Annotated in this window: 25 protein-coding genes; 9 read left to right on the top strand and 16 right to left on the bottom strand. The window is 70.5% G+C overall.

What is annotated here, in order from left to right:
* Positions 1-24: 24 nt before the first annotated feature.
* Positions 25-543, top strand: a complete 519-nt coding sequence (locus JI746_RS04780) for a GFA family protein (protein ID WP_201687645.1) — start codon at positions 25-27, stop codon at positions 541-543.
* A gap of 23 nt (positions 544-566) precedes the next feature.
* Positions 567-1,001, top strand: coding sequence for a VOC family protein (locus JI746_RS04775; protein ID WP_201687644.1), 435 nt, complete (start codon positions 567-569; stop codon positions 999-1,001).
* A 16-nt stretch (positions 1,002-1,017) separates the two neighbouring features.
* On the opposite strand, the gene JI746_RS04770 is transcribed toward JI746_RS04775, so the two are convergent.
* Positions 1,018-1,224 (bottom strand): dodecin, encoded by a 207-nt coding sequence (locus JI746_RS04770; protein WP_201687643.1) that lies wholly within the window; start codon positions 1,222-1,224, stop codon positions 1,018-1,020.
* A 160-nt stretch (positions 1,225-1,384) separates the two neighbouring features.
* Between JI746_RS04770 and JI746_RS04765 the strand changes: the two genes are divergently transcribed.
* The 7 genes from JI746_RS04765 (at position 1,385) to JI746_RS04735 (ending at position 7,356) form a co-directional block, all read left to right on the top strand.
* Positions 1,385-3,112 (top strand): thiamine pyrophosphate-requiring protein, encoded by a 1,728-nt coding sequence (locus JI746_RS04765; protein WP_201687642.1) that lies wholly within the window; start codon positions 1,385-1,387, stop codon positions 3,110-3,112.
* On the top strand, positions 3,109-4,059 hold the full coding sequence (locus JI746_RS04760) for a ketopantoate reductase family protein (RefSeq protein ID WP_201687641.1): 951 nt from the start codon (positions 3,109-3,111) through the stop codon (positions 4,057-4,059). The genes JI746_RS04765 and JI746_RS04760 overlap by 4 nt, the downstream gene beginning before the upstream one ends.
* Positions 4,056-5,039, top strand: coding sequence for a Bug family tripartite tricarboxylate transporter substrate binding protein (locus JI746_RS04755; RefSeq protein WP_201687640.1), 984 nt, complete (start codon positions 4,056-4,058; stop codon positions 5,037-5,039). The genes JI746_RS04760 and JI746_RS04755 overlap by 4 nt, the downstream gene beginning before the upstream one ends.
* A gap of 245 nt (positions 5,040-5,284) precedes the next feature.
* Entirely contained in the window at positions 5,285-6,043 is a 759-nt protein-coding gene (locus JI746_RS04750; protein WP_201687639.1) for a hypothetical protein, read from the top strand.
* Between the two features lie 45 nt (positions 6,044-6,088).
* Complete coding sequence (locus tag JI746_RS04745) at positions 6,089-6,487, top strand: cupin domain-containing protein (RefSeq protein ID WP_201687638.1); 399 nt, start codon at positions 6,089-6,091, stop codon at positions 6,485-6,487.
* Entirely contained in the window at positions 6,487-6,915 is a 429-nt protein-coding gene (locus JI746_RS04740; RefSeq protein ID WP_201687637.1) for a DUF1810 domain-containing protein, read from the top strand. The genes JI746_RS04745 and JI746_RS04740 overlap by 1 nt, the downstream gene beginning before the upstream one ends.
* A 36-nt stretch (positions 6,916-6,951) precedes the next feature.
* Complete coding sequence (locus JI746_RS04735; protein WP_330892941.1) at positions 6,952-7,356, top strand: GNAT family N-acetyltransferase; 405 nt, start codon at positions 6,952-6,954, stop codon at positions 7,354-7,356.
* Here JI746_RS04735 and JI746_RS04730 read toward each other — a convergent pair.
* The 15 genes from JI746_RS04730 to JI746_RS04660 all read right to left on the bottom strand — a co-directional run bounded on the left by JI746_RS04730 (position 7,298) and on the right by JI746_RS04660 (position 23,813).
* Positions 7,298-8,086 carry a Crp/Fnr family transcriptional regulator gene (locus JI746_RS04730; protein ID WP_201687635.1) on the bottom strand — a complete coding sequence of 263 codons (789 nt, stop codon included), beginning with the start codon at positions 8,084-8,086 and terminating at the stop codon, positions 7,298-7,300. The two genes, JI746_RS04735 and JI746_RS04730, sit on opposite strands and share 59 nt — an antisense overlap.
* Before the next feature lie 621 nt (positions 8,087-8,707).
* Complete coding sequence (locus JI746_RS04725) at positions 8,708-10,147, bottom strand: NAD-dependent succinate-semialdehyde dehydrogenase (protein ID WP_201687634.1); 1,440 nt, start codon at positions 10,145-10,147, stop codon at positions 8,708-8,710.
* 125 nt (positions 10,148-10,272) lie between these two features.
* On the bottom strand, positions 10,273-10,473 hold the full coding sequence (locus tag JI746_RS04720; protein WP_201687633.1) for a hypothetical protein: 201 nt from the start codon (positions 10,471-10,473) through the stop codon (positions 10,273-10,275).
* Between the two features lie 277 nt (positions 10,474-10,750).
* Entirely contained in the window at positions 10,751-11,632 is an 882-nt protein-coding gene (ltnD, locus tag JI746_RS04715) for an L-threonate dehydrogenase (protein ID WP_201687632.1), read from the bottom strand.
* Positions 11,633-11,671: 39 nt separating this feature from the next.
* Entirely contained in the window at positions 11,672-11,971 is a 300-nt protein-coding gene (locus JI746_RS04710) for a hypothetical protein (protein WP_201687631.1), read from the bottom strand.
* Between the two features lie 109 nt (positions 11,972-12,080).
* Positions 12,081-13,055 carry a Bug family tripartite tricarboxylate transporter substrate binding protein gene (locus JI746_RS04705; protein ID WP_201687630.1) on the bottom strand — a complete coding sequence of 325 codons (975 nt, stop codon included), beginning with the start codon at positions 13,053-13,055 and terminating at the stop codon, positions 12,081-12,083.
* Between the two features lie 53 nt (positions 13,056-13,108).
* The gene (locus tag JI746_RS04700) at positions 13,109-14,047 is read right to left on the bottom strand and encodes a hydroxymethylglutaryl-CoA lyase (RefSeq protein ID WP_201687629.1); all 939 of its coding nucleotides are present in this window, start codon (positions 14,045-14,047) and stop codon (positions 13,109-13,111) included.
* On the bottom strand, positions 14,044-15,258 hold the full coding sequence (locus tag JI746_RS04695) for a CaiB/BaiF CoA transferase family protein (protein WP_201687628.1): 1,215 nt from the start codon (positions 15,256-15,258) through the stop codon (positions 14,044-14,046). The genes JI746_RS04700 and JI746_RS04695 overlap by 4 nt, the downstream gene beginning before the upstream one ends.
* A 33-nt stretch (positions 15,259-15,291) precedes the next feature.
* Positions 15,292-16,239 (bottom strand): LysR substrate-binding domain-containing protein, encoded by a 948-nt coding sequence (locus tag JI746_RS04690; RefSeq protein WP_201687627.1) that lies wholly within the window; start codon positions 16,237-16,239, stop codon positions 15,292-15,294.
* 877 nt (positions 16,240-17,116) lie between these two features.
* Positions 17,117-18,463 (bottom strand): DUF3131 domain-containing protein, encoded by a 1,347-nt coding sequence (locus JI746_RS04685; RefSeq protein ID WP_201687626.1) that lies wholly within the window; start codon positions 18,461-18,463, stop codon positions 17,117-17,119.
* On the bottom strand, positions 18,457-19,851 hold the full coding sequence (locus JI746_RS04680; protein WP_201687625.1) for a DUF3131 domain-containing protein: 1,395 nt from the start codon (positions 19,849-19,851) through the stop codon (positions 18,457-18,459). Before JI746_RS04680 ends, JI746_RS04685 begins: the two co-directional genes overlap by 7 nt.
* Complete coding sequence (locus JI746_RS04675) at positions 19,851-21,200, bottom strand: DUF3131 domain-containing protein (protein ID WP_201687624.1); 1,350 nt, start codon at positions 21,198-21,200, stop codon at positions 19,851-19,853. Before JI746_RS04675 ends, JI746_RS04680 begins: the two co-directional genes overlap by 1 nt.
* A complete protein-coding gene (locus tag JI746_RS04670; RefSeq protein ID WP_201687623.1) occupies positions 21,197-23,041 on the bottom strand; it encodes a glycosyltransferase family 2 protein in 1,845 nt (614 codons plus the stop codon). The genes JI746_RS04675 and JI746_RS04670 overlap by 4 nt, the downstream gene beginning before the upstream one ends.
* On the bottom strand, positions 23,038-23,475 hold the full coding sequence (locus JI746_RS04665; protein WP_201687622.1) for an ATP-binding protein: 438 nt from the start codon (positions 23,473-23,475) through the stop codon (positions 23,038-23,040). Before JI746_RS04665 ends, JI746_RS04670 begins: the two co-directional genes overlap by 4 nt.
* Positions 23,472-23,813 (bottom strand): STAS domain-containing protein, encoded by a 342-nt coding sequence (locus JI746_RS04660; RefSeq protein ID WP_201687621.1) that lies wholly within the window; start codon positions 23,811-23,813, stop codon positions 23,472-23,474. Before JI746_RS04660 ends, JI746_RS04665 begins: the two co-directional genes overlap by 4 nt.
* Positions 23,814-23,825: the final 12 nt, after the last annotated feature.

Here is a 23,825-nt window from a genome sequence, read left to right as displayed (position 1 = left end):
GCCACACTTTCCCGCCACCCTGCCATGACCGAGCCCGGAGCCTTTTCCCTGGACGGTGGCTGCGACTGCGGCCAGGTGCGCTATCGCATGCACGCCCGGCCGCTGTTCGTGCACTGCTGCCACTGCCGCTGGTGCCAGCGCGAATCGGGTGCGTCGTTCGCGCTCAACGCGCTGATCGAAAGCGACCAGGTGGAGGCGCTCGCCGGCGAGGTGATGCTGGTCCACACGCCTTCCGAAAGCGGGCAGGGGCAGCAGATCGCGCGCTGCCCGCACTGCCACCTGGCCTTGTGGAGCCATTACGCGGGATCGGGCCCGGCGGTGAAGTTCGTCCGGGTGGGCACCCTCGACACACCCGACGCGCTGCCGCCGGACATCCACATCTTCACCGCGACCCGGCAGCCCTGGATCGTGCTGGACCCCGGCACGCCGGCCGTGCCGGAGTACTACGACCGCGAGGCGTACTGGCCGGCGGAAAGCCTTGCGCGCCGGCGCGCCCTGCTGCCGCAGATCGAGGCCTGGCAGGCTTCGAAGCGCAAGCCCTGAAAAATCCTTCCCCGGAGGTCCGCATGCGACCGCGCATCACCCTCATCACCCTCGGCGTCGACGACCTGGAACGCGCACTGGCCTTCTACCGCGACGGCCTGGGCTGGCCCACCGAAGGCATCGTCGGCCAGCAGTTCGAGTACGGCGCGGTGGTGTTCTTCAAGCTCGATGCGGGCCTGGGCCTGGCGCTCTGGCCCCGCGCCAGCCTCGCGCGCGACTGCGGCCTGCCGGTGGGACCGCGCAGCCCGGCGGAGTTCAACCTGGCCCACAACGTGGGCTCGCGGGGCGAAGTCGACGAGGCGATCGCGCTGGCGGAGCGCGCGGGCGCGACCATCGTCAAGCGCCCCCACGACACCTTCTGGGGCGGCTACGCCGCCTACTTCCAGGACCCGGACGGCCACCTGTGGGAGGTGGCCTTCAACCCGGACCTGCAACTGGCGGAAGGCACCGCGCCCTGAGCGCGGCGCGCGAGGGCTATTCCAGCGTGAACCCGACCTTGATGGTGACCTGCCAGTGGGCCACCTTGCCGTCCTCGATGTGGCCGCGCGTCTCCTCGACGCTGAACCACTGCATGTTGCGCACCGTCTCGCTGGCCTTGGCGATCGCGCCGTTGACGGCATCCTCGATGCCGGTCGGCGACGAGCCGGTGATCTCGAGGGTCTTGTAGACGTGGTTGGACATGCGGGCCTCCTGGTCTCGCCGCATCTTGCCAGCGGCATGCCGGCCGCGCGGCGCCGTCCGGCGTGAACGGGGTTTCCCCCATCTGGGCAACGCGGCCGTGGCGCCTATCCTTCCGAGCCCGGGCGCCGCGGCAGGTGCAGGCGCCGCTCCAGGCAGGACCATGAAACCGCAAGCACGCAGCACCGCGGCCCACCACTTCCTCGAGGGGCTGGCGGAAGCGGGCCTCGAGTACCTCTTCTGCAACCTCGGCACCGACCACGTGTCGCTGATCGAGGCGATGGCGCAGTTCACCCGCGAAGGGCGGCCGCAGCCGCAGGTGCTGCTGTGCCCGCACGAGAACGTCGCGATCCACATGGCGGGCGGCCATGCGGCCGTCACCGGCCGCGGCCAGGGCGTGCTGGTGCACGTCGACGCCGGCACGGCCAATGCGGCGATGGGCATGCACAACCTGTTCCGCTCGCGCTGGCCGGTGCTGCTGATGGCCGGCAAGTCGCCCTTCACGCTGCGCGGCGAACTCACCGGCTCGCGCGACAACTACGTGCACTTCGTGCAGGACCCGTTCGACATCGGCAGCCTGGTGCGGCCGTACGTGAAGTGGGAATACACGCTGCCCAGCGGCCTGGTGGCCAAGGAGGTGCTGCGGCGTGCGCACAGCGTGATGCACAGCGACCCGGCGGGGCCGGTGTTCCTCACGCTGCCGCGCGAGACGCTGGCCGAATCCTGCGCGACGGAAGTCGCGAGCTTCCCCGCCGAACGCTACGGGCCCGTGCGCGCCGGCGGCATCCCGGCCGATGCGGCACGGGAGGTCGCCCGCGCCCTGCTGCAGGCGAGCAAGCCGATCGTCATCACGTCCTACCTGGGGCGGCGGCCCGAGGCCGTGGCGGCACTGGAGGCGCTGGCCACCGAGTGCGGCATCCGCGTCCACGAATTCATGCCGACGGCCATGAGCGTGTCGCGCGAGGCGCCCTGCTTCGGCGGCTTCGACCCCGCGAAAGCCCTCGCCGGGGCGGACCTGTGCCTGCTGCTCGATGTCGATGTCCCCTGGCTGCCGAAGTTCACGCGCCCCGACGCCGCCACGCGCTTCATCCACATCGACATCGACCCGCTCAAGCAGGACTTCCCTATGTGGGGCTTCGCGACCGACCTGCGCCTGCAGGCCGACTGCACCGCGGCGCTCACCGAGGTGCTGGAGGCGGTGCGCGCCCAGGCCGACGCCGGTTGGCGCGCGCGGGTCGCGCAACGCACGGCCGGCTGGGAACGTGAAGGCGACGAGCGCAGGCGCGCCATCGCCGCCGCCGCGGCGCACGCCGGCAGCCGCGGCGCGATCGCCCCCGCCTTCGCCTGCGCCACGCTGGACCGCGCGCTGTCGCAGGACGACATCGTGGTCAACGAAGCGATCCGCAACGCACCGGCGGTGCTGACCCAGATCCGGCGCACGCGTCCCGGCACTTTGATCGGCTGCTCCGGCGGCGGCCTCGGCTACAGCGGCGGCATGGCGCTGGGCGCCAGGCTCGCCCGCCCCGCGCAGCGCGTCGTGCAGGTGTGCGGCGACGGCGGCTTCCACTTCTCGACGCCGACGTCGGTGTATGCGGTGGCGCAGCGCTACCGACTGCCGATCCTCACCGTCGTCCTCGACAACGGTGGCTGGCAGGCCGTGCAGGAAGCCGTGCTGCGCGTCTACCCCGAAGGCGAAGCGGCGCAGGCCAGGCAGTTCCATGCGCGGCTCGAGGGCGAGGTCCGCCGCTTCGACCAGGTGGCGCAGGCCTTCGGCGCGCACGGCGAGTTCGTGGAGGAACCGCAGGAGCTGGCCCCCGCCTTGCAGCGCTGCCTGCAAGCGGTCGACAGCGGCCGCGCGGCCGTCCTGCAGGTGAAGGTGGCGGCACCATGACGCGCGTCCTGGTGGTGGGCGTCGGCGCCATCGGCGGCATCGTGGCGGCCAAGCTGGCCGGGTACGCGCAGGTGGTCGGCGTCGACAGCAACGTGGCGCATGCCCGCTGCATCAGCGAACACGGACTGGAATTGCAGGGCGCCACGCGGCTGCGCGCCCATTTCCCCTGCGTGACCCACGCCAGCGAACTCATAGCGCAACCCTTCGACGCGATCGTGTTCCTGGTCAAGTCGCGCGCCACCGCGCAGGTGCTGCAGGACCTGGCCGGCCACCTGGCCTCGCGGCCGCTGCTGCTCACGCTGCAGAACGGCATGGGCAATGCCGAACTGCTGGCCGCCACCGGCGCACCCGTCGCGCGCGGGGCAACCATGACAGCCGGCCGCTACGTGGCGCCCGGCCAGGTGGAACACCTGATCCGCGGCAACACGTGGATCGGCCCCTGGCAAGGCAGCCTGGCCGACATGCGCTGGTTCAGCGACCTTCTCTGCGCCGCCGGCCTGCCCTGCGAGGTGCTGGAGGACCCGATGGATACTGTCTGGTCCAAGTTCGTCTTCAACTGCGTGATGAATCCCGTGGGTGCGCTGGTCGCCGGCCACAACGCGGCGCGCTACGAGGTGCCCGAGGTGTGCGCGCTGGTGGACACGATGGCCGAGGAATGCCAGCAGGTCGTGCGGGCACTCGGCGGCTCCTTCTCCTTCGACCCGATGGCCTTCGTGCACAAGGTGCGCTCCGGGGCCGTCCCCCTGCCGCGCCACGCCGGCTCGATGGCCCTCGACATCGCCCGTGGCGAGGAGACCGAGATCGATGCGCTCACGGGCTGGATCGTCGTCCAGGCCGAGCGCCTGGGCATCCCGGTGCCGGCCTGCCGCACGGTCACGGCCCTGGTGAAGGGCCTGGAATACGCGGCCCGCGAGCGCCATTCCCCCGCCAAGGAGAGCTCCGCATGAAGCGCAAGACCCTGCTGAAATCCGCCGCCGCCCTGCTCGCCGCGTGCGCCGTGCCGGCGCTCGCGCAGCAGGCGCCGAACGCGGCCGCGGCCTTCCCGGCGAAGCCGATCCGCATCGTGGTCGGCTATGCACCCGGCGGCGCCAACGACATCCTGGCGCGCCTCCTCGCCCAGAAGATGCAGGAGGGCCTGGGACGCGAAGTGGTGGTGGAGAACAAGCCCAGCACCGGGGCGATCGTCGGCAGTGTCGCCGTCGCCACGGCAGCGCCGGATGGCTACACGCTGCTGATGGGGGCGAGCGGGCCGATCGTGTTCAATCCGGCGCTGTACGAGAAGCTTCCTTATTCGCCGACCCGCGACCTGGTGCCGGTGTCCCTGGTGGGCACCTTCCCGCTGGTGCTGTCGGTGGCTGCGAACGCGCCTTTCAAGTCGGTGGCCGAACTCGCGGCCTACACCAAGGCGAACCCGGAGAAGTCGAACTACGGGTCCAGCGCGGCCTCGTTCCGGCTCGCCACCGAACTGCTGAAAAGCCGCACCGGCATCCACGCCGAACACATCCCCTACAAGGGCAGCATGGAGTCGGTCAACGGCGTCGCCTCGGGGCAGCTGACGCTCACGCTGGTGGACTCCGGGCCGGCGGTGGGCCCGATCAAGGGCGGCCTGCTCAAGGGCCTGGCCGTCACCTCGCCGCAGCGCATCGCCGCCCTGCCCGACGTGCCCACGATGGCCGAACAGGGCATAGACCTCACCATCCAGTTCTGGAGCGGCCTGCTGGCGCCGGCCGGCACGCCCAAGCCGATCATCGACAAGCTGGCGGCGGAGGTGCAGCGCATCGTCAGGCTGCCGGACGTGCGCGCGCGGATGGCGGCCCTGGCGATCGACCCGGCGGGCAGCACCCCGGAGGAATTCGCGCGTGTCATCGCGAACGAGCTTCCCTTGTGGGCCGGCGTGGCCAAGGCCAACAACATCCGGGCCGATTAGGGCCCCGCTCCGCTGCGCGCAGCCTGCCCTGCGTACGAACGTTCTCACACCGTCGCCTCCGGCGCCCGGAGCCGGATACTGTTTTTCACACATACAAACAGTTCTGGCGGATTCGGCACGAAGGTTCCCCTCAAGTCGCGCAGACAGTAGGGCCCCCCGGTCACCAGGGGGCCTCGTCCGTCACTCGGCGGCTTCGTAACATCCGACTACGAAATCGCGAACGCGGATGCAAGCAAGAGGAAGCCATGCGCAACATCATGATCACGGCGGCCGTCGCCGTCGCCAGCCTGATCGCCGCGGCCCCGGCGGCGTCGAAGGACCCCGCCAAGGGCGATACCGTGAGCAGCGCGGTGGAAATCGGCAACGTGCGCGTCGCGCTGCCGCCCGGCACCTGGAACGTCGTGGGGGAGCACACCGGCAAGGCCGTGAGCTCGGACGGCATTCCGAGCGGGGCCACGTACAAGGCCTATTACCTCGTGCAGTTCGACCAGCTGAAGCGCTTCATCGGCTCCTTCCACGTGCGCGCGACGACCGAGGCGGGCAAGCCCATCGAATGGCGCGACAAGGCCTGCCAGCGCGAGGACACGCTGTTCCGCGCCGCGCTCGGCGGCCCCGCGCATTCGCAGAACTGCGTGATCATGAACCACCTGGTGCGCTACATGCAGACCAAGCCGCGCGACCACAGCGACCGCGAGGCCTGGCAGTGGATGCAGGAGAACAACGTCAAGGTGCCCAAGACCGTGCTCCAGGTGCAGGAGCGCTTCTTCCAGCCCGGCGAGTACCTGTGGGTCGACTACACGGTGAACCCGGAACTGGTCGATTTCGTGCCCTCCACCGTCGCCGACTGGCGCGAGAGCGAGTGGCACCCGAGCTTCGTGCAGGCCGACCCGGAGCGCAAGGAGTACGTCGAGCACCTGAAGGCCTGGGCGCTGGCGAACGCCCAGGTGCACCACGCGGCCCTCACCGGAGTCAAGACAGGTGAGATTGCTCCCTATCCGCGCTAGGGTTTGCTAGTCTTGCGTCCACGACAGCGAGACGCGAGACGAACCATGGCCCTGCCGCACGCGAAACACCTGGATGTGATCAACGTCGCCCCGCTGGGCAACCAGCTGCCCGGCACGGTGAGCACCAGCCTGATCAAGACGGACCGCATCCAGCTGCTGCACATGGTGCTGTCGGCCCACCAGGAGCAGCCGATGCACCACGTCGACGACGAGTGCACCATCCACTGCCTGGAAGGCGAGGTCGACCTGATGATGGGTGCCGGCGTGCGCCAGCTGCGGCCCGGCAACGTGATCGTGCTGCCGCCCGGGCAACCGCATGCGCTCAAGGCCCGCGCCCAGTCGGCGGTGCTGGTGACGCTGCTGCTGCACGGTGGCGATGCCGGCAACCAGGGCGGCGCGGGCAACCGCCGCGCCCCCGACAAGGACTCGCCGACGCGCGCCTGATGAGCGCCGGGCCCGACCTGCAGCGCTTCGTGGCCGCGCAGGATGACGTGATCGATGCGGTGCGCGAGGAACTGCGTGCGGGTCGCAAGCGCAGCCACTGGATGTGGTTCGTGTTCCCGCAGTTGAAGGGGCTCGGGTCGAGCAGCACGGCGCAGTTCTATGGCCTGGATTCCCTCGACGAAGCGCGGGCCTATCTCGCGCATCCGGTGCTCGGTCCGCGCTTGCGCGAGTGCTGCGCGCTCATGCTGGCCGTGCCGGGCCGCAGCGCGCACGAGATCCTGGGCTCGCCCGACGACCTGAAGTTCCGGTCGTGCGTCACGCTGTTCTCGCTGGCGGCGCCGCAGGAGGCTGTCTTCGGCGAGTGCCTGCAGCGCTTCTACGGCGGCGAGCCGGACCCGCGCACCGTCGCGCTCTGCCCTCGCCGGTAGACTGGCGGTGAGCCGCGGCAGCGCAAACCCCAGCGCTTGCGCGCATCGCTGGGGTTCCGGCGCTTGGCGCGTCACCGCCAGCCTACGAGCCGGCGTACCCCGCTGGAACCCGCCTCATGGCAGCATGGCGCCATGAAACAGCAGCAACAACCCTCGGCCGCCGCCGAGACCGCCCACGACGAAGCCCTTGGGCGCTACGAACTGCGCATGGACGGCCGCGTGGTCGCGCTGGCGAAATACCACCGCGACGGCGACGCCGTGGTCTTCACGCACACCGAAGTCGACGAAGCCCACGAAGGCCAGGGGCTCGGCTCGCGCCTGGCCGCCTATGCGCTCGACGACGTGCGCAGCCGCGGCCTCAAGGCGCTGCCGCAGTGCAGCTTCATCGCGGGCTATATCGCCCGTCATGAGAAGGAGTACGGCCCGCTCGTGAAGAGGTGAGCGCGGCCTGGGCCGCGTGGCCGCCTTCGCCGCCGCCTCGCACCAGGTCCTGCAGCCGGTGCAGGTCGGGCACCAGCAGCGCGCGGCCGGTCTTCTGCAGCAGGCCCTGGCGCGTGAGGGCCGACAGCTCGCGCGTGACCTGCTCGCGCGTCGTGCCCACCTGCGCGGCCAGGTCCGCGTGGCGCGGTGCCGGCTCCAGGATCGCGAAGCCGCTGTCCGGCTCGACGGCCGCCTGCGCCTGCCGCAGCACCTCGGCGCGGATGCGGTTCTGCACGGCCAGCGTGCTCAGTTCGATCACGCGGTCCGTGAGCATGCGCACCAGCCCCACCAGGTAGCGCACGTAGCGCTCCTCCACGCGCGGCTCCTCGCGCAGCAGCTGCTTGAATTCCGCGCCGGACAGCGATGCGCTGAGCACGCGCGTGCTGGCGTGCGCGTCGGTCGTGCGCAGGCCGCCGTCGACCGCGGCGAAGTCGCCGACGATCGATCCCTCCTGCACGTGGGTGAACAGCACTTCGCGGCCGTCGGCCGCATAGACGTGGATGCGCACGCGACCGTCGACGATCAGGTGCACCTCGCCGCCGCTGGTGTCGCGCGAGACGAGCGGCTGCCCCGGCTCGAAGCGCCGCCACGTGCACTGCGCGGCCAGGGCGTCGAGGCGCTCCTGCGGCAGGTCCGCCAGCAGCGGCATGCGCGCCAGGGCCAGGGAAGACATCGGGATGTTGGAAGGCATGGGTTCTCGCTCCAGGCTGTCCCGGGATGGGGCGTGCCACCACAAATGTCACGCCACGCGGGGAAGGCGCCAGCGGCGCGTGCGATTCCGTACATCGCGGCCACGCTGCTGCTCCCACCATGTCCCCACCCGGTCCCGTCCGGGCTTCCCCTTCCAAGGAGATCCGCCATGTTTCGTTCGCCCCCCGGCCGCCCTGCGTGCTTGCGCCGCCTCGCTGGCCATCGCCGGGAAGCGCGGCGCGGCCGGCGGCGAACGGCCGGCGCGGTGCTGATCCCTTGCCCATGATAGTCCGCCGACCGCCGCACGACCCATCGTCCTGACGACCGACCCCGAAGGAGCAGCCATGATGCCTCTCGCCCTGAAGCTGGAATTCCAGCGCAGCAGGCGCCTGATGCGCAGCGCCCGGGTCTGCGGCGGCTGATCTGCACGAATCTGGAGGGCCCGCAAGCAAGAGGAGTGGGGTCGCGTGCCCCGCCCCAGCCCTTCCCGCACGGGGAGGGCTGGGGTGAGGGGCCGCCATTTGCGCCACAAGAACAGGAAAGCCCGGCAGTGCCGGGCTTTTTCATGGGTCTGCGCCGGGATCGTGTTCGACGGGGCCGCAGGATTTCTGGATCAGCGAGCTCACACGTTCATCACCGCCACCGACCGCGCATTCAGGTACGCCTCCAGCGCCTCCGGGCCGCCTTCGGAGCCGTAGCCCGAATCCTTGATCCCACCGAAGGGCATTTCGGCGCTCGGCATGGCCGGCATGTTGATCCACAGCATGCCCACTTCGACGCGGCGCGACAGCAGGTCGGCGTTCTTCAGCGACCTGGTGAACGCATAGCCGGCCAGGCCGTACGACAGGCGGTTGGCTTCGCGGATCGCTTCATCGAGGTTCGTGAAGCCGCGGATGCCGGCCACGGGTCCGAAGGGCTCGTCGTTGAACAGCTTGGCCTCCAGCGGCACGTCCAGCAGCACCGTGGGCTCCCAGAAGTTGCCCGCGTCGCCGATGCGCTTGCCGCCGGCCAGGACCTGGGCGCCCTTCTCCACCGCATCGGCGTGGAATTCGCCCATCGCGGTCAGGCGGCGCGGATTGGCCAGCGGGCCCATCTGCGTGCCTTCCTGCAGGCCGTCGCCCACCTTCAGGCCCTGCGCGTACTTGGCCATGGCCTGCGCGAAGTCGTTCTTCACGCTCTCGTGCACCAGGAAGCGGGTGGGCGAGATGCAGACCTGCCCCGCGTTGCGGAACTTGGCGGCGCCGGCGGATTTCACGGCCAGCGCGATGTCCGCGTCTTCGCAGACGATCACCGGCGCGTGCCCGCCCAGCTCCATGGTGACGCGCTTCATGTGCTGGCCGGCCAGCCCCGCCAGCTGCTTGCCCACCGGAGTGGAGCCGGTGAAGGTGATCTTGCGGATCACCGGATGCGGGATCAGGTAGCCCGAGATCTCGGCCGGGTTGCCGTACACCAGGCCCAGCACGCCGGGCGGCAGGCCGGCATCGGCGAAGGCCTTGATCAGCGCCGCGGCGGCAGCGGGGGTTTCCTCCGGCGCCTTGACCAGCATCGAGCAGCCGGCGGCGAGCGCGGCGCCGACCTTGCGCACGATCTGGTTGATCGGGAAGTTCCAGGGCGTGAAGGCCGCGACCGGGCCCACCGGGTCCTTCAGCACCATCTGGCGCACTTCCGGCCTGTAGCGCGAGGGGACCAGGCGCCCGTAGACGCGGAAGCCCTCTTCGGCGAACCATTCGATGATGTCGGCGGCGGCCATCGCCTCGCCCTTGGCTTCGGGCAGCGGCTTGCCCTGTTCCTGGGTCAGCAGCGGCGCGATCTCGGCGGCGCGCTCGCGCATGAAGCCGGCGGCCTTGCGCATGATGGCGCTGCGTGCGGCGGGGTTCATGTCGCGCCAGGTTTCGAAGCCCTTCTGGGCCGCCTCGAGCGCGCGGTCGAGGTCGGCCTTGCCGGCGTGGGCGACGCGCCCGATTTCCTGGCCGGTCGCCGGGTTGAACACCGGCAGCGTGCGGCCGTCGGCGGCATCCTGCCACTGGCCGTTGATGAAGAGCTGGGTATGGGGGTAGGTCATCGCATCGTCCCTCGGGTGAGTCGCCCGATTATGCGATGGCACTCAATGCCCTCCGGTCCTCCCAGCCTGCAGGCGCCGCGGCTGCGGCACGCGGGCTGCCGGCCCGCCACGCGGGGCCTGCCGCATCAGGCGGTCGCTTCGACGGCGGGGCAGGCCAGGTCGCGGCCGACCATGGCACGGGCGAAGAAGTAGTTGTTCCGCGCCCGCTCGGTCATGCCGTCCAGGTCGACATGGCCTTCGTGGTCGCACGGGAATGCAAATCCGCGGCCGCTGGCGAACAGCGACTGGAACCGAAGCTGGAACTTGCCGTAAGTAGCTTGACACATGGCACACCCCGTCAAAACGATTCGATTGCTTGCGCCTTCTCCGGGTCCCAGCGTCGCACTTTCCGGTGCGGTGGACATCCCCCGTTGGAAGGCTCCCGTGAGAGTCCTTGCATCAAGCGTGCCCGTAGCTCGAAAGTGCCGGCACAGCTTGCCGGGAACGCGCAAGTGCGCGCCGGCATTGAAGAAACGGTTGCGGGTGGGGCGGCCGCTCGGCCCCCAGAAGTGGGGAATGGCTCAAAACCCCCAGCGCTGCGGGAAAGCTTTTGACCGCAGGGGGTCAGCCGGGCAGCCGGATGCCGGGGAAGATCTTGATCACGGCGGCATCGTCCTCGCGGCCATGGCCCCCAGCGGAGGCCTGCATGAACATCTGGTGCGCCGTGGAAGCCAGCGGCAGCGGGAATTTCGTGGCGCGCGCCGTATCGAGCACCAGCCCGAGGTCCTTGACGAAGATGTCCACGGCCGAAAGAGGCGTGTAGTCGGCCTTCAGCACGTGCGGCATCCGGTTCTCGAACATCCAGCTGTTGCCGGCGCTGTGCGTGATCACGTCGAACAGCGCCTGCGGATCCACGCCTTCGCGCAGGCCCAGCGCCATCGCCTCGGCGGCGGCGGCGATGTGCACGCCGGCGAGCAGCTGGTTGATGATCTTGACCTTGCTGCCGTTGCCGGCGCGGTCGCCCAGGCGGTAGACCTTGGCCGCCATGGTTTCGAGCAGGTCGCCCAGCTTCTCGTAGGCCTCGGGCCGGCCGGCCGTCATCATCGTCATCTGGCCGCTCGCCGCCTTGGCGGCACCGCCGGAGATCGGCGCATCGAGGTACAGCAGGCCCATGCCGGCCAGCCGTTCCTCCAGCGCCACCGACCAGTTCGGATCGACCGTCGAACACATGACGAAGACGCTGCCCCGCTGCATCACCGTGGCCGCCCCGCCGGTGCCGAACAGCACCTGCTCGGTCTGCGCCGCGTTCACCACCACGCTGATCACGACCTCGCACTTCGAGGCCACGTCGGCGGGGCTGCCGCAGGCGACGCCGCCGTCGCCGGCGAAGGCACGGGTGACGTCCATGCGCACATCGTGCACGTGCACCCGGTGCCCTGCGCGGCGCAGCGACTGGGCCATGCCCAGGCCCATCGCGCCCAAACCGATCAATCCGACGTTTCTCATGGTGCGGCCATGATACGGCCGCGCCACGCGCCCCGTCGGCTAGCGCGAGCGCGTGACGACGGCGATGGCGAAGCCGGCGAAGAAGGCGATCGCCGCGGTGGTCAGCGGCCGCGCGCGGACCTGTTCGCGCGCCGTGTCGACGTACTCGCGCGCCGGCATCGAGACCACGAGGCTGCGCACCCCGCTGCCGGGACGCCCCGAGACCGGCGCCGCGCCTTCCACGGCGGGCGTCGCCGCTTCGGCGGTCGCGATCTCCTCGTCGGGCCCGCCGAGGTCGTCTTCCACTTCGGGCGGATGGGTATCGCCGGTCACCTTCATGAGCTTGCGCGAATGCGGCATGGCAGGTCTCCTGACTGCATCGGCCCCCATGGTGGCAGGAGTCGACGCTGCCGTCACGCGCGGCAGGGGCACAGCGAACGGAAGGCCCTGGGACTCAGTCCGCCGTGATTCAGTCGGCCTTGATGTGCGCCACCTTCACGATGCGTTCCCAGGTGGCGCGCTCCTTCGTGCCCAGCGCCGCCAGTTCGGCCGGCGTCATGGCGATGGCCTTGGCGCCCTGCTCTTCGGCCCGGCGCCGGAAGTCCGGCGTCTCGACCACCTGGCGCACCGAGGCGGACAAGCGGTTCTGCAACTCCGCGGGCAGGCTCGCAGGCCCGTACACGGCGAACCACGACGAAGCCACCAGCGCCACGCCCGCCTCGGTGGCCGTCGGCACGTTGGGCAGGGCCTCCAGCCGCGTCCTGCCGGTCGTCATCAGCGCCTTGAGCTTGCCGGCGTGGATGTGCGGCAGCAGCGGCGGCGGCGTGGTGATGGTGAGGTCGACGTTGCCGGCCAGCAGGTCGCTGAGCGCCGGACCCGTGCCGCGGTACGGGATGTGCGTCATCTCAGTCTTCGTCAGATCCTTCAGCAGTTCGGTCGTCACGTGCTGCAGGGCGCCGTTGCCGCTGGAGGCGTAGTTCACCTTGCCGGGGTTCGCCTTCACGTAGGCGAGGAATTCCTGGAAGGTGCTGGCGGGGAAGCTGGCCCGCACCACCATCACCTGCGGCGCGTCGATCAGGTGGCCGATCGGCTTGAGGTCGCGGCCGGGATCGAAGCCGGCGACCGGCTGCACCAGCGGCGTGATGCACTGGTAGCCGGAGTACTGCGCCAGCAGCGTCAGGCCGTCGCCGGCCGACCGGGCCACCAGCTGGCCGGCGATGTTGCCGTTGCCGCCGCTGCGGTTGTCGACCACCACGTTGGCCTGCAGCAGCTTCGCCAGCGGCTCGGCCAGCATGCGCGCGGAGATGTCGGTGGTGCCGCCGGGAGCCGACGGCACGATCAGCGTGATGTTCTTGCCGGCGAACTGGGCCCGCGCGGGGAGTGCGAGCGCCGCGGCGCCGGCGGCGGCAGCCGCCAGCAGGGTTCTGCGTTGGATCGAAGGCATGGTGTCTCCATGGCGCCGCTTGCGGGGCGCGTCTGCAGTTGAGGAAAAGGGGATCAGAGGGTGGCGCGCAGCTCGGTCACGGCCTGCGGCACCGGATGCAGTTGCGTGCTCGGCCCGGCCTTTACGAGCTGGCCCGGCACCTCGTGGCCGACGATCTGCGGCAGCGTTCGCGCCACCTGCAGCAGCGCGTCGAGGTCCACGCCCGTGTCGTAGCCCATCGCCTGCAGCATGTGGATCGTGTCCTCGCTCGAGATGTTGCCGCTGGCGCCGGGCGCGTAGGGGCAGCCGCCGAGCCCGCCGAGCGAGCCGTCGAAGCGCACGATGCCGGCCTGCACCGCGGCCAGCACGTTGGCCAGGCCCATGCCGCGCGTGTTGTGGAAGTGCAGCGTGAGCTGCAGGTCCGGAAAGCGCCGCTGCGCCTCCTCGCACATGCGCGCCACCTGCGCCGGATGCGCCATGCCGGTGGTGTCGCAGATCGTCACGCCGCGCACGCCCAGGTCGGCGAAGCGCCGGGCCCATCCGAGCACCGTTTCCTGCGGCACCTCGCCCTCCATCGGGCAGCCGAAGGCCGTCGACAGCGAGACGTTGACCGGCGTGCGGCCGGAGGCGTTGCGGATCACGTCGGCCAGGGCTGCGAAGCTCTTCTCGCGCGGCATGCGCAGGTTGGCCAGGTTGTGCGTCTCCGAGGTGGACATCACCAGGTTCAGTTCGTCGGCGCGCGATTCCATCGCCCGTTCGGCGCCGCGCAGGTTGGGCACCAGCACGGTGTATTCCACGCCCGGCGCGCGGCGGATGCGGCCCATCACCTCCTCGGCATCGCGCAGCATCGGAATGGCCTTGGGCGAGGTGAACGAGGTGACCTCGATCTTGGCGTAGCCGCATTGGGAGAGCGCGTCGACCAGCCGCACCTTGGCCTCGGTAGGAACGAACTCGCCCTCGATCTGGAAGCCGTCGCGGGTGACGACCTCGTTGAAGTGGATCCGCTGCTTCATGCTTCGCCCTTGATCACGCCGCGGCTCTTGAGGCCGACGATCTGTTCCTCGGTCAGTCCCAGTTCGCGCATCACCGCCTCGCTGTCCTGCCCCAGGCGCGGCGCATTGCGGTGCTGGCCGCCGGGCGTGCGCGAGAGCTTGGGCACGATGCCAGGCACGGTCACCGTTTCGCCGTCGTCCAGGCGGACTTGCTGCAGCATTCCGCGGGCCGCATAGTGGGGGTCCGCCGCGATGTCGGCCACGGTGTAGATACGGCCGCCGGGCACCGAAGCCGCATCGAGGGCCTGCAGCACTTCGTCGACCGTGCGGGTCTTCGTCCAGTCGCCGATCGCGGCGTCGATTTCCTCCACGCGCTGGACGCGGCCGGTGTTGCTGGCCAGCTCCGGATCGCTGCCGAGGTCGTCGCGGCCGATCACCGCCATCAGGCGCTTGTAGATGCTGTCGCCGTTGCCCGCGATCAGCGCGTAGCCGCCGTCGCTGCACAGGTAGGCATTGGTCGGCGCGATGCCGGGCAGCGCGCTGCCCGCCGGCCCGCGCACCGCACCGAAGGCGCTGTATTCGGGCAGCAGGCTCTCCATGCAGTTGAAGACCGCCTCGTACAGGGCGACGTCGATCACCTGGCCCTGGCCGGAGCGGTGGCGCTCGTGCAGGGCCATCAGGATGCCGATCACGCCGTGCAGCGCCGCCAGTGTGTCGCCGATGCTCACGCCCACGCGCACCGGCACCCGGCCGGGTTCGGCGGTGAGGTGGCGCAGCCCGCCCATCGCCTCGCCGACCACGCCGAAGCCGGGTCGATCCCGGTACGGGCCGGTCTGGCCGTAGCCGCTGATGCGCAGCACGACCAGGCGCGGATTCGCCTCCACCAGCCGCTGCGGATCGAGGCCCCAGCCCTCCATCGCGCCGGGGCGGAAGTTCTCGATCAGCACATCGGCCTCCGCTGCGAGGCGGCGCACGATCTCCTGCGCCTCGGCGTTCTTCAGGTCGAGAGCGACGGACCGCTTGTTGCGCGACTGGACCTGCCACCAGACGGAGGTGCCGTTCTTGAGCAGCCGCCAGTTGCGCAGCGGGTCGCCGGCCCCGGGGGGTTCGATCTTGACCACGTCGGCGCCGAAGTCCGCGAGGGTCTTGGCCGCGAACGGGCCGGCGATGAGCTGGCCCAGTTCCACGACCCTGAGGCCGGCCAGCGGGCCGGTGGAAGGCTTGGTTTCCATGGGGCGCAGTCTGCGGGCGCCGCCCGCCGGCGTCTATTGCCTTTTGCGCGCCGGAGCTTTCGCCTTTTGCGAAGGCTCGACGAGCACGCGCACCAGCTGTTCCACCGCCGGGTCGTTCATGCCCGGGCGGGTGGCGAGCAGCATCCGGCGCGAGGCCCAGGGATCGGCCAGGGCGCGCCAGCGCAGCCCCATGGCGCCCACGATGGGCACGGCGGCGCTCTTGGGCAGCACCGCGATGCCGAGGCCGGAGGCCACCAGGTGGCACACGGCGTCGAAGCTGCGCACCTGCATGCGCAGCTTCAGCGGCCGGCCGGCGGCATGCGCCGCCTCGTGCTGCTGCTGCAGCAGGGCCGCGCCTTCGGCCAGGCTGATCCAGTCCTCTTCCAGCGCATCGGCGAAGGCCACGGCACCGCGGCCGTTGAGGCGGTGCTTCGCCGGCAGCACCAGGACCAGTTCGTCGCGGCGGAACAGCTGGCACTCGAGGCCTTCGGTGGCGACGCCTTCGACGAACACGCCGAGATCGGCCCGCCCTTCGCGCACCGTCGTCGCGACCAGGCTGGAGACCTGTTCCTCCAGTTCCACGTGCACGTGGCGCGCTTCGCGCGCATGGCGCGCCAGCAGCGGCGGCAGGAACTGGTTGATGGCGGCCGTGCTGGCGCACAGGCGTATGTGGCGCGTGATGCCGCGGCGCAGGTCGGCCAGTTCGCTGCCCATCTGCTCGAGCGACTGCAGCATCTCCAGCGCGTGGCGCACGAACACGCGTCCCGCGCTGGTGGGCAGCAGGCCGCGTCCGTGCCGTTCGAACAGCGGCTCGCCGACGGCATCTTCCAGCTCGCGCAGCCGCCGGCTGGCCGCCGCCAGCGCGAGGTGCGAAGCGCGCGCCGCGGCGCTGAGGCTACCTTGCTGCAGGCAGTCGACGACGAGGCGCAGCGAGACGAGATCGAAGCGAGCGAGGTTGTAGCCGCTGGGGGCGGAGGGCATGGGGCGGATCGTAGCTGTTGGATTCGGCTTGCACGAACGCGCCCGTATCCTTCTGCCGGGCGTCGCGCCGGCCGGCGCACGGTGCGGGCCCGCGACCGAGCCGCTGAAAAGCGGCGTAGTCGTGCGAATGCACGTACGGTGAAGGTCCGGCGGCTTCGCGCGCCGGACTTCCCCGGAAAATCGGGCCTGCCGGCACGCGCAACATGAGTCCCTGCGAGTTTGCCGCGCGCGGCAAACTCTCCGGTCCAACAGATGTTGCGAGCATGTCCACGTACGCGAGGCTCACATCGCTGTCGCTGTGTAGCCTCGCTGTGCCGGCAGGCCCGATTTCCCGGGCATCACCAACGCGGTCCCGCACCGTGCGCCGGCCGTCGCGACGATCGGCAGTGTCTTCTTTGGCGTGATGAACGTCGCGTCATCTTCGGGCACAGCGCTTCGCGCTCTCTGGGTTCCCGCCTGCGCGGGAACGACGGCGCCTGCACGGCTGAACGTCGTGGCAGGCGGTGCGCGGGGCGGGACCGCGTTGGTGGAGCCCGAAAGACCGGGCCCGCCGCCGCAGCGAGGCTACACAGCGACAGCGATGTGAGACTCGCATACGTCTCATGCTCCCGGCGCCTTGTTCGAGCGTAGCGATTGCACGCGCGCGTGCAATCGCGCAGCGAGTTGTGCGGGGCGGCGGCGGGCCCGGTCTTTCGGGGTCGTCCGCGCGCGCAGCCGCGGACCGAACACCGTCGCGGTCACGCACCGCGCACCGCCTGCCGCGACGCCCCCGCAAGCAACTTCGGCGCACATCAGCACCGTGCGCCCGCACACCGGCACCCTCACCCCAGCCCTCTCCCGCAAGCGGGAGAGGGAGAACGAGAAAGAGCAATGCAACTCAGCGCGCCGCCTCCGCCGCGCATGCCGCCCGCTCCGCCGGGCTGCAGCGCTTGGTCCGCTGGAACACATCCCCGGTGCGCAGCTCGAACAATCCCGTGCGCGGCTGCCCCGCGTACAGCGGTCCCTTCGCCTTGAACAACAGCGTCTCCAGGATCGCCGCATTGGTCGACAAGGTGATGTTCGCCAGCGGCGCGCCGCCCTGCTCGTAGCGGCCTTCGTACCAGCCGCGATCGGGGTCGTGCAGCCACTGCACGCCCTCCATCAGCCGCTGCGCGTACTCGCCCGGCCACAGCGCCGCCATCGCGAAGGCGGCGCGCGTGGAGACCAGAGCGAGCTGCTCGTATTCCTTGCCATCCGCGCCTATCGTGTTCCAGGGATAGCCTGCGGCGAACACGGAATCCAGCACCACGTAGGGCGGCTGGCGGCTCTGGTAGTCCGTGCGCGCAGTGAGCTGGCCTTCGCGGCGCCAACGCTCTTGCTGCACCCGGTACACCGCGTCGGCCAACGCGCGGGCGCGGGCATCCCGCCAGCCCAGCTCCAGGCCCATGAGCGCATGCGGCATGGTGAGCACGGGCGCCTGCGCGCCGGTGGTGCGCGGGTCGCGCGCATCGTGGGCGACGGGGATGCCGTAGATGTTCACCGCCTGCGTGTTCGCCCAGCTCGCCGAATGGCGCGTCTCGAAGCCCCAGGCGGCGTATCCGGCCGCCGCGAGCTGCTCGTAGCCGAGGCGGCCTTCCTGGTAGCGCTGCACCTGTCCGCCCGTGCGGGCCGTTCCGTACAGCGTGCCGCAGTCGTCGATCGCGTCGCAGAAGCTCCAGCGCAGCACCGCCTTGTCGGCGTGCTCGGCGAAGCGCGGATGGCGCTGCGCCACGATGCGCAGCCACAGCAGCAGGCGGCCGCTGTCGATCGCCGACCAGCCGATGTCGTCCGGCCGGCCGTCGAAGGCCACCATCTTGCCGGTGGCCGCGTGATACGCCTTGTGGGGCATCTGTCCACCCGACAGGTCCATGGTGGCGGCGAATCCGAGCAGGCGCGACAGGCGCAGGTCGAATTCGCGCGTCTCGATCAGGTTCAGCTCGTGGCCGGCCACCACCGCCGCGATCGCGTCGGCCAGGTTCCAGGCCGTGAACACGGGCGCGCGGTCCATGCCGTTGACCAGGCCGGTGTCGTAATCGGTGTTGTTCTCGATGTAGCGCCACGCGATGCGGCCGCGACGCTCGTCGGAAGGCGCGGCCTGCGAAGCACCGCGCGCCGGGCCCGTGCGCGCCCCAGGGCGGAACAACCATCCGCAGCCCGCCAGCGGCAACGCCGAAGCCGCTGCCAACCATGCGCGCCGGCTCAGCACGCTGCAGCTCCCGCGGTGCAGCCGGGTCGCGCGCCCGGCGCGGTGCTTTCCCTGCGGTCCCACAGCGATTCGCGCGCCGGGCCCCAGCGCAGCAGCTTGCCCTGCGCCTTGTACAGCAAGGCTTCCAGCATGATCCCGTTGTTGTTGGCCGTGAAGGCGCGGATCGGTCCCTTGCCGCTTTCGAGGATGCCTTCGTGGAAACCGCGCGCGGGATTGGACTGCGTCGCGATCGCCTCGAACAGCCGGTCGGTGTACTCGGAGCGCCACAGCACCCACATGCCCAGCGCCGCCTTCAGCGAGACGGCGGCGAACTGCGGCACGTACTTGCCGTCCTCCGTGATGGTGTTCCAGGGATAGCCATCGGTGAAGACGGTGTCGTACACGAAGTAGGGTTCGGCTTCGAGCTGGTGCTCCGAGCGGGCCGTGAGGATGCCGGTCGCGCGGAAGCGGTTCTCCTGCGCCTGGTACACGCGCTGCGCGAAATCCGCCATCCAGGGGTGCGTGTGGCGCCCGGCCGCGCCGCGCTCGCCGGTGCGGTCCCAGTCGAACTCGATGCCGTCGAGGACGTAGCTCTCCGAAACCACGTAGTTGTGCTGGTGGAACTTGCGCGGGTCGCGCGCGTCGTAAGGCACTTCCACGCAGTAGACCGGTACGGTGGCGAACGGCTCCTTGCGCGCCGCCAGTTCGGTGGAGAAGCCCCACAGCTCGAAACCGCGCGCCGCGTACTCCTCGTAGCCGAGGCGCCCTTCCTGCACGTACTGCACCTTGCGCTCCGGGTCGAGGATGGCGCCGAACAGCATGCCGCTGCGGTCCACGACCTTGTCCATCTTCCAGCGCAGCACGAAGCGGTCGATCGCATCGGCGTGCCGCGGATAGCGCTCCTTGGCGATCTTCAGCCAGATCAGCAGGCGGCCGAGGTCCAGCGCCGAAAAGCCGATCTCGCCCGGCCGGTTCGCGTAGTCCACCTTCTCCAGCGTCTGCGTGTGGTAGACCTTGTTGGGCAGTTCGTCGCGGAAGAAGGACAGGCGCCCCAGCGCCTCCAGCAGCTTGCCGAGGCGGCTGTCGGCATCCTGCGCCGTGGTCACGCCCAGCTCGCGCGCCGCTACGATGGCAGCGAGATAGGAAGCGGTGTCCCACATCGTCGACGAAGGATAGTTGTCGACCGCATTGGCGAGGCCGGAAGGCTGCGTGTTGTTCTCGAAGTACTTCCACGCGGTGCGCGCCATCGCGAGCTCGCGCTCCGTGAGCGCTCCGCTGCGGCGTTCGTACTGCGCCGCCGCCAGCGGCTGCGGGCAGCCGGCGGGCGCGACGGGCGGATCGGCCGCGGCAGCGGCGAGCGGAAGCAGGAGCGCCAGGGCGAGCAGCAGGGGTGTCATGGGATGGGCCATCAACGGTACTGGAGCAGGCGTCCGCGCTGGAGGTAGGCCAGGCTCTCCAGCACCACGGCGTTGGTGTTGGCGGCCAGGGCCTGGTTGGTCTTGCCGTCCTCCTCGTAGAGGCCGGCATACCAGCCGCGGGCGGGATCGTTCAGCGTGGCGACGCGCTCGACCAGCTTCGCGGTGTACTCGGTGCGCAGCAGCGCGTGCCAGCCGAACGCCGCCTTGACGGACAGCGTGCGCAGCGGCGCGGCGTCCTCGCCCTTGTCGGTCACGGTGGCCCAGGCGCGGCCGTTCGACCAGATGCTGTTGTAGACGAAGTACGGCGGCCGGTCCACGTGGTCCTCGGTGACGGCCGTCAGCGTGCCGCTGCGGCGCCAGTGTTCTTCCTGCGCGCGGTAGGCGCGCCAGGCGCACTCGCGGCCGTTGCGCGTCCAGCCGAACTCGAGTCCGGCCAGGAGGTAGGGCTCGCTGACCACGTAGTTCGGCGCGCCGAAGCGCTGCGGGTCGCGGTCGTCGGCGCAGACCTGCACGCCTTCCACGTCGACCAGGCGCAGGTGGTTGCGCCAGTCGCCGGCGGTGGCCACATCCACCCCGAGCTGCGCGAACGCACGTGCCGCGTACTGCTCGTAGCCGAGGCGCCCCTCCTGCACGGCCTGCGGCGCGCCCTGGGCGCCGGCCTGCATCGCGAACAGCTGGCCCTCGCGGGCGAGCTGCGACAGGTCCCAGCGGGCCAGCACGCGCCGCACCGCCGGCGTGTGCACCGGGTGCCGCCACACCAGCGCCTGCAGCGGCACCAGCAGGCGGCCGATGTCGAGCGCCGACCAGCCGATGCCGGCGGGCGCCGGCTGGTTGCGGTAGTCGGTCATGGACAGCGTGCCCGTGTCGTAGGACTTGTTCGGCAGCTTGCCGGCGTAGAGGGGCATCTGTTCGAGCGCCACCAGCGCCTTGGCGATGCGCAGGTCGAACTCGCGCTTCTCCACCACTTCGAGTTCCTCGGCCGCGAGCAGCGCGAGCAGGTAGGACCCCGTGTCCCATAGGGTGGCGGCCGGAAAGCCATCGACCGAGTGCGCCAGGCCGCTGCGCGCATCCATGTTGGTGTCGAAGTACTTCCAGGCGATGCGGGCCCACTGCCGCTCCTGTTCGGTGAGCGGCCGGGGCGCCGGCTCGGTCACCGGGGCGGTGGCGGACAGTTGCGGTGGCGCGGATGGCGGCGCTGCCGCCGGCGCCCGGTGCGCAATGAGTTCGCGCCCGCTCTCGCGCTCGATCCACCACACCGCACCGAAGGCGCAGGCCAGCGCCAGCAGCCACACGATGCTGCCGCGCGCGCGCACCAGGTTGCCTTGCGCGGGCGCGCTCACGCCGTACCCGCCGCCGTGGCGGCCGCATCGGTCGCGGTTTCGTCGTCGGGACGCCAGACGGCGGCGCGCACCAGCGGCAGCATCGCGACCACGTTGTTCAGGCCCCAGGCGGCGTTGACCACCAGGTTCGGAAGCTCGTCGGCGTGACCGGCGGCGAACACGCGCCATGCGGCATAGGCGAGGCCCGCGAGCGTGAGCACGATCACGGCGATCTGCGGCCACACCAGGTGCAGGAAAGTGCCTTCCTGCCGGTCCTTGGGCGTGACGTGGAACTTGATCTTCTGGCCGCGCAGCACGGTCCACAGCGCGCGCAGGTTCACCGGGAAGAACGACAGGTAGGAGGCCTTGCCGTCCCAGGAGCGCAGGCCCCAGGTGCCGACCATGAAGGCGATCTCCGTCACGACGAGGAAGGGCAAGGCGTGCAGGTAGAACGCGTTGGAATACGCGGCCAGCGGCGCGATGCCCGTGAAGAGGTAGATGACCGGCGCCGCCAGGAACACGATGTTCCACAGGCAGCCGAGGTAGGACCAGAAGGTGGTGAGGTACATCAGCCGCTGCGGCAAGGTCATGCGGCCGCGCAGCAGCGGGTTGTCGCGCAGCGCGATGTCGAGCGTGCCGCCCGCGTACTTGAAGCGCTGGATCATCCACGTGAGCAGGTCCTGCGGCGACAGCATCTTCGATTCGACCTCCGGATGCAGCACCGATTTCCAGCGCCGCACGGGGTCGTTGTGCAGCACGATCGAGGTGTAGATGTCCTCGGACACGTGGAACTTGTAGGGCGTGAGCTCCTGCTCGATGGCGACCTGCGTGCGCATGGCGTCGCCGAAGTCGTCGCGCAGCTGCGCGTCGGGAATGTCCCGGGTGAAGCGGCCCACCTCGCGGTCGACCGAGAGCGCGAAGCTGCGCAGCGCCGCCTGCATCACCGCCTCGCGCCGGTGGATCGAGCCGGCGCCGCAGCAGAAGGAGGCGAAGCACCAGTTGCGCCGGCGCATGATCACGTCGTAGAACATCTGCGGGTCGTTGACGAAGGGATCGCGGCCGAGCCGCACCTCGCCCACCACCCGCTCGATGCCGCGTCCCAGCAGCCGGCCGGCCGCCCCGAGCCGACGGCCCAGCCAGTCGGGCAGCGCGACGCCTTCGGGGATGTCGTAGAACCACTGCGGCGTCTGCACCCAGGCGACGTCCGGGTCGCGGAAATAGCCCAGGGTGTGCGCGAGGATGGTGGGGAACAGGCGGGTGTCGGCGTCGCAGATCACGATGAAGTCGCCCGAGGTCTGCTCCATCGCGTTGCGCAGGTTGCCGGCCTTGAAGCCCACGTTGTTCGCGCGCGTGATGTAGTGCACGCCCTCTTCCTGCGCCACCTGCTGCATCGTGGGCCGCCGGCCGTCGTCCAGCACGTGGATGCGCAGCGTGATCGGGTGCGGATAGGCGATGCGCCGGGCGTCCCGGATCGACAGCCGCACCAGTTCCTCGTCCTCGTTGTAGGTGGTGATGAAGACGTCGACGGCGAGCGGGCGTTCGCCCGCGCCGGGATCCGCGCCGCACTCGGCGATGCTCGCCGGCGGCGGCCGCCGCGGCACGTCGCGGGTGCACCAGAGGTTGAACGCGAACAGCACCAGGCCGATGTAGGCCAGCGTCTCGGCCAGCGCGAGCGGGATCGCGAACCACAGGGCATCCGGGTTGAGCGAATGCATCCAGCGCCAGCGGATGTAGTTGGCGCCCAGCACGAGCGCGACGATCACGAGGAACTGCCACAGCAGCTCGCGCGCCGGCGAGAACGGCAGGGGCGGCGGCGGGCGCCGGTGTTCGAAGCGGTCGAAGTAGAAGCCGGGAGCCGTCATGCCAGTCGCTTCTCCAGGTGCATGCAGTTGACGCCGTCTTCGCTGCGGTAATCCACCACGTCGAAGGCAGCCTTGACCAGGGCCAGCCCGAAGCCGCCTTCGGGGAGTGCCGCGATGTCCTCGGCATCGAAGGCGAAGCTCGCCGTGCCGGCCGCTTCCAGCTTGGCGCGCGGGATGGCACAGCCGGTGTCTCGGACTTCCACCACGAAGGCGTGCGGATGCTCCGCCCAGCGCACTTCGACGGGCGCGCCGACGGCACCGGCGAAGCCGTGCAGCACGATGTTCGTCAGCACCTCGCCCAGCGCGATCTCCAGCGCGTCGCGCTCCGGCCCGGCCAGGCGCGCCGGCAGGACGGCGCGCAGCGCCGGCACGGCGCGGGCCACGTCCTGCAGGGTGGCCTGCACCAGGAGCTGCGGGCTGTGCGGCGTGCTCACCCGGCCAGCCGCGTGACGGCCTCGTCGCGGCCGGGGACGATGACGAACACCTTGTCCATGCGCGTGAGCTGGAACAGGCTCTGCACCGCGCCGTGCACGCCGCACACGGCCAGCGCCCCGCGGCTGCCCAGGCCCTTGAGGATGGACACCATGGCGCCCAGCCCGCTCGAATCGAGGAACTCCAGGCCTTGCAGGTCCAGCACGAGGCGCGTCTCGCCGGCTTCGACGAGCGCGAGCACGGCCTGGCGGAACGCGGGCGCGACGGCCGCATCGAGCCGCTTCACGGCCGGTGCAACGACGGCGATGCCGCGCTCGCGGCTGACGGCCAACAGATCCATTCATCGCTCCTT

Origin of the sequence: Ramlibacter alkalitolerans, from assembly GCF_016722765.1 — a bacterium.
GTDB lineage: Bacteria > Pseudomonadota > Gammaproteobacteria > Burkholderiales > Burkholderiaceae_C > Ramlibacter > Ramlibacter alkalitolerans.
The sequence above is the reverse complement of the archived record's forward strand: the minus strand, read 5'-3'. Positions and strand labels throughout refer to the sequence as shown.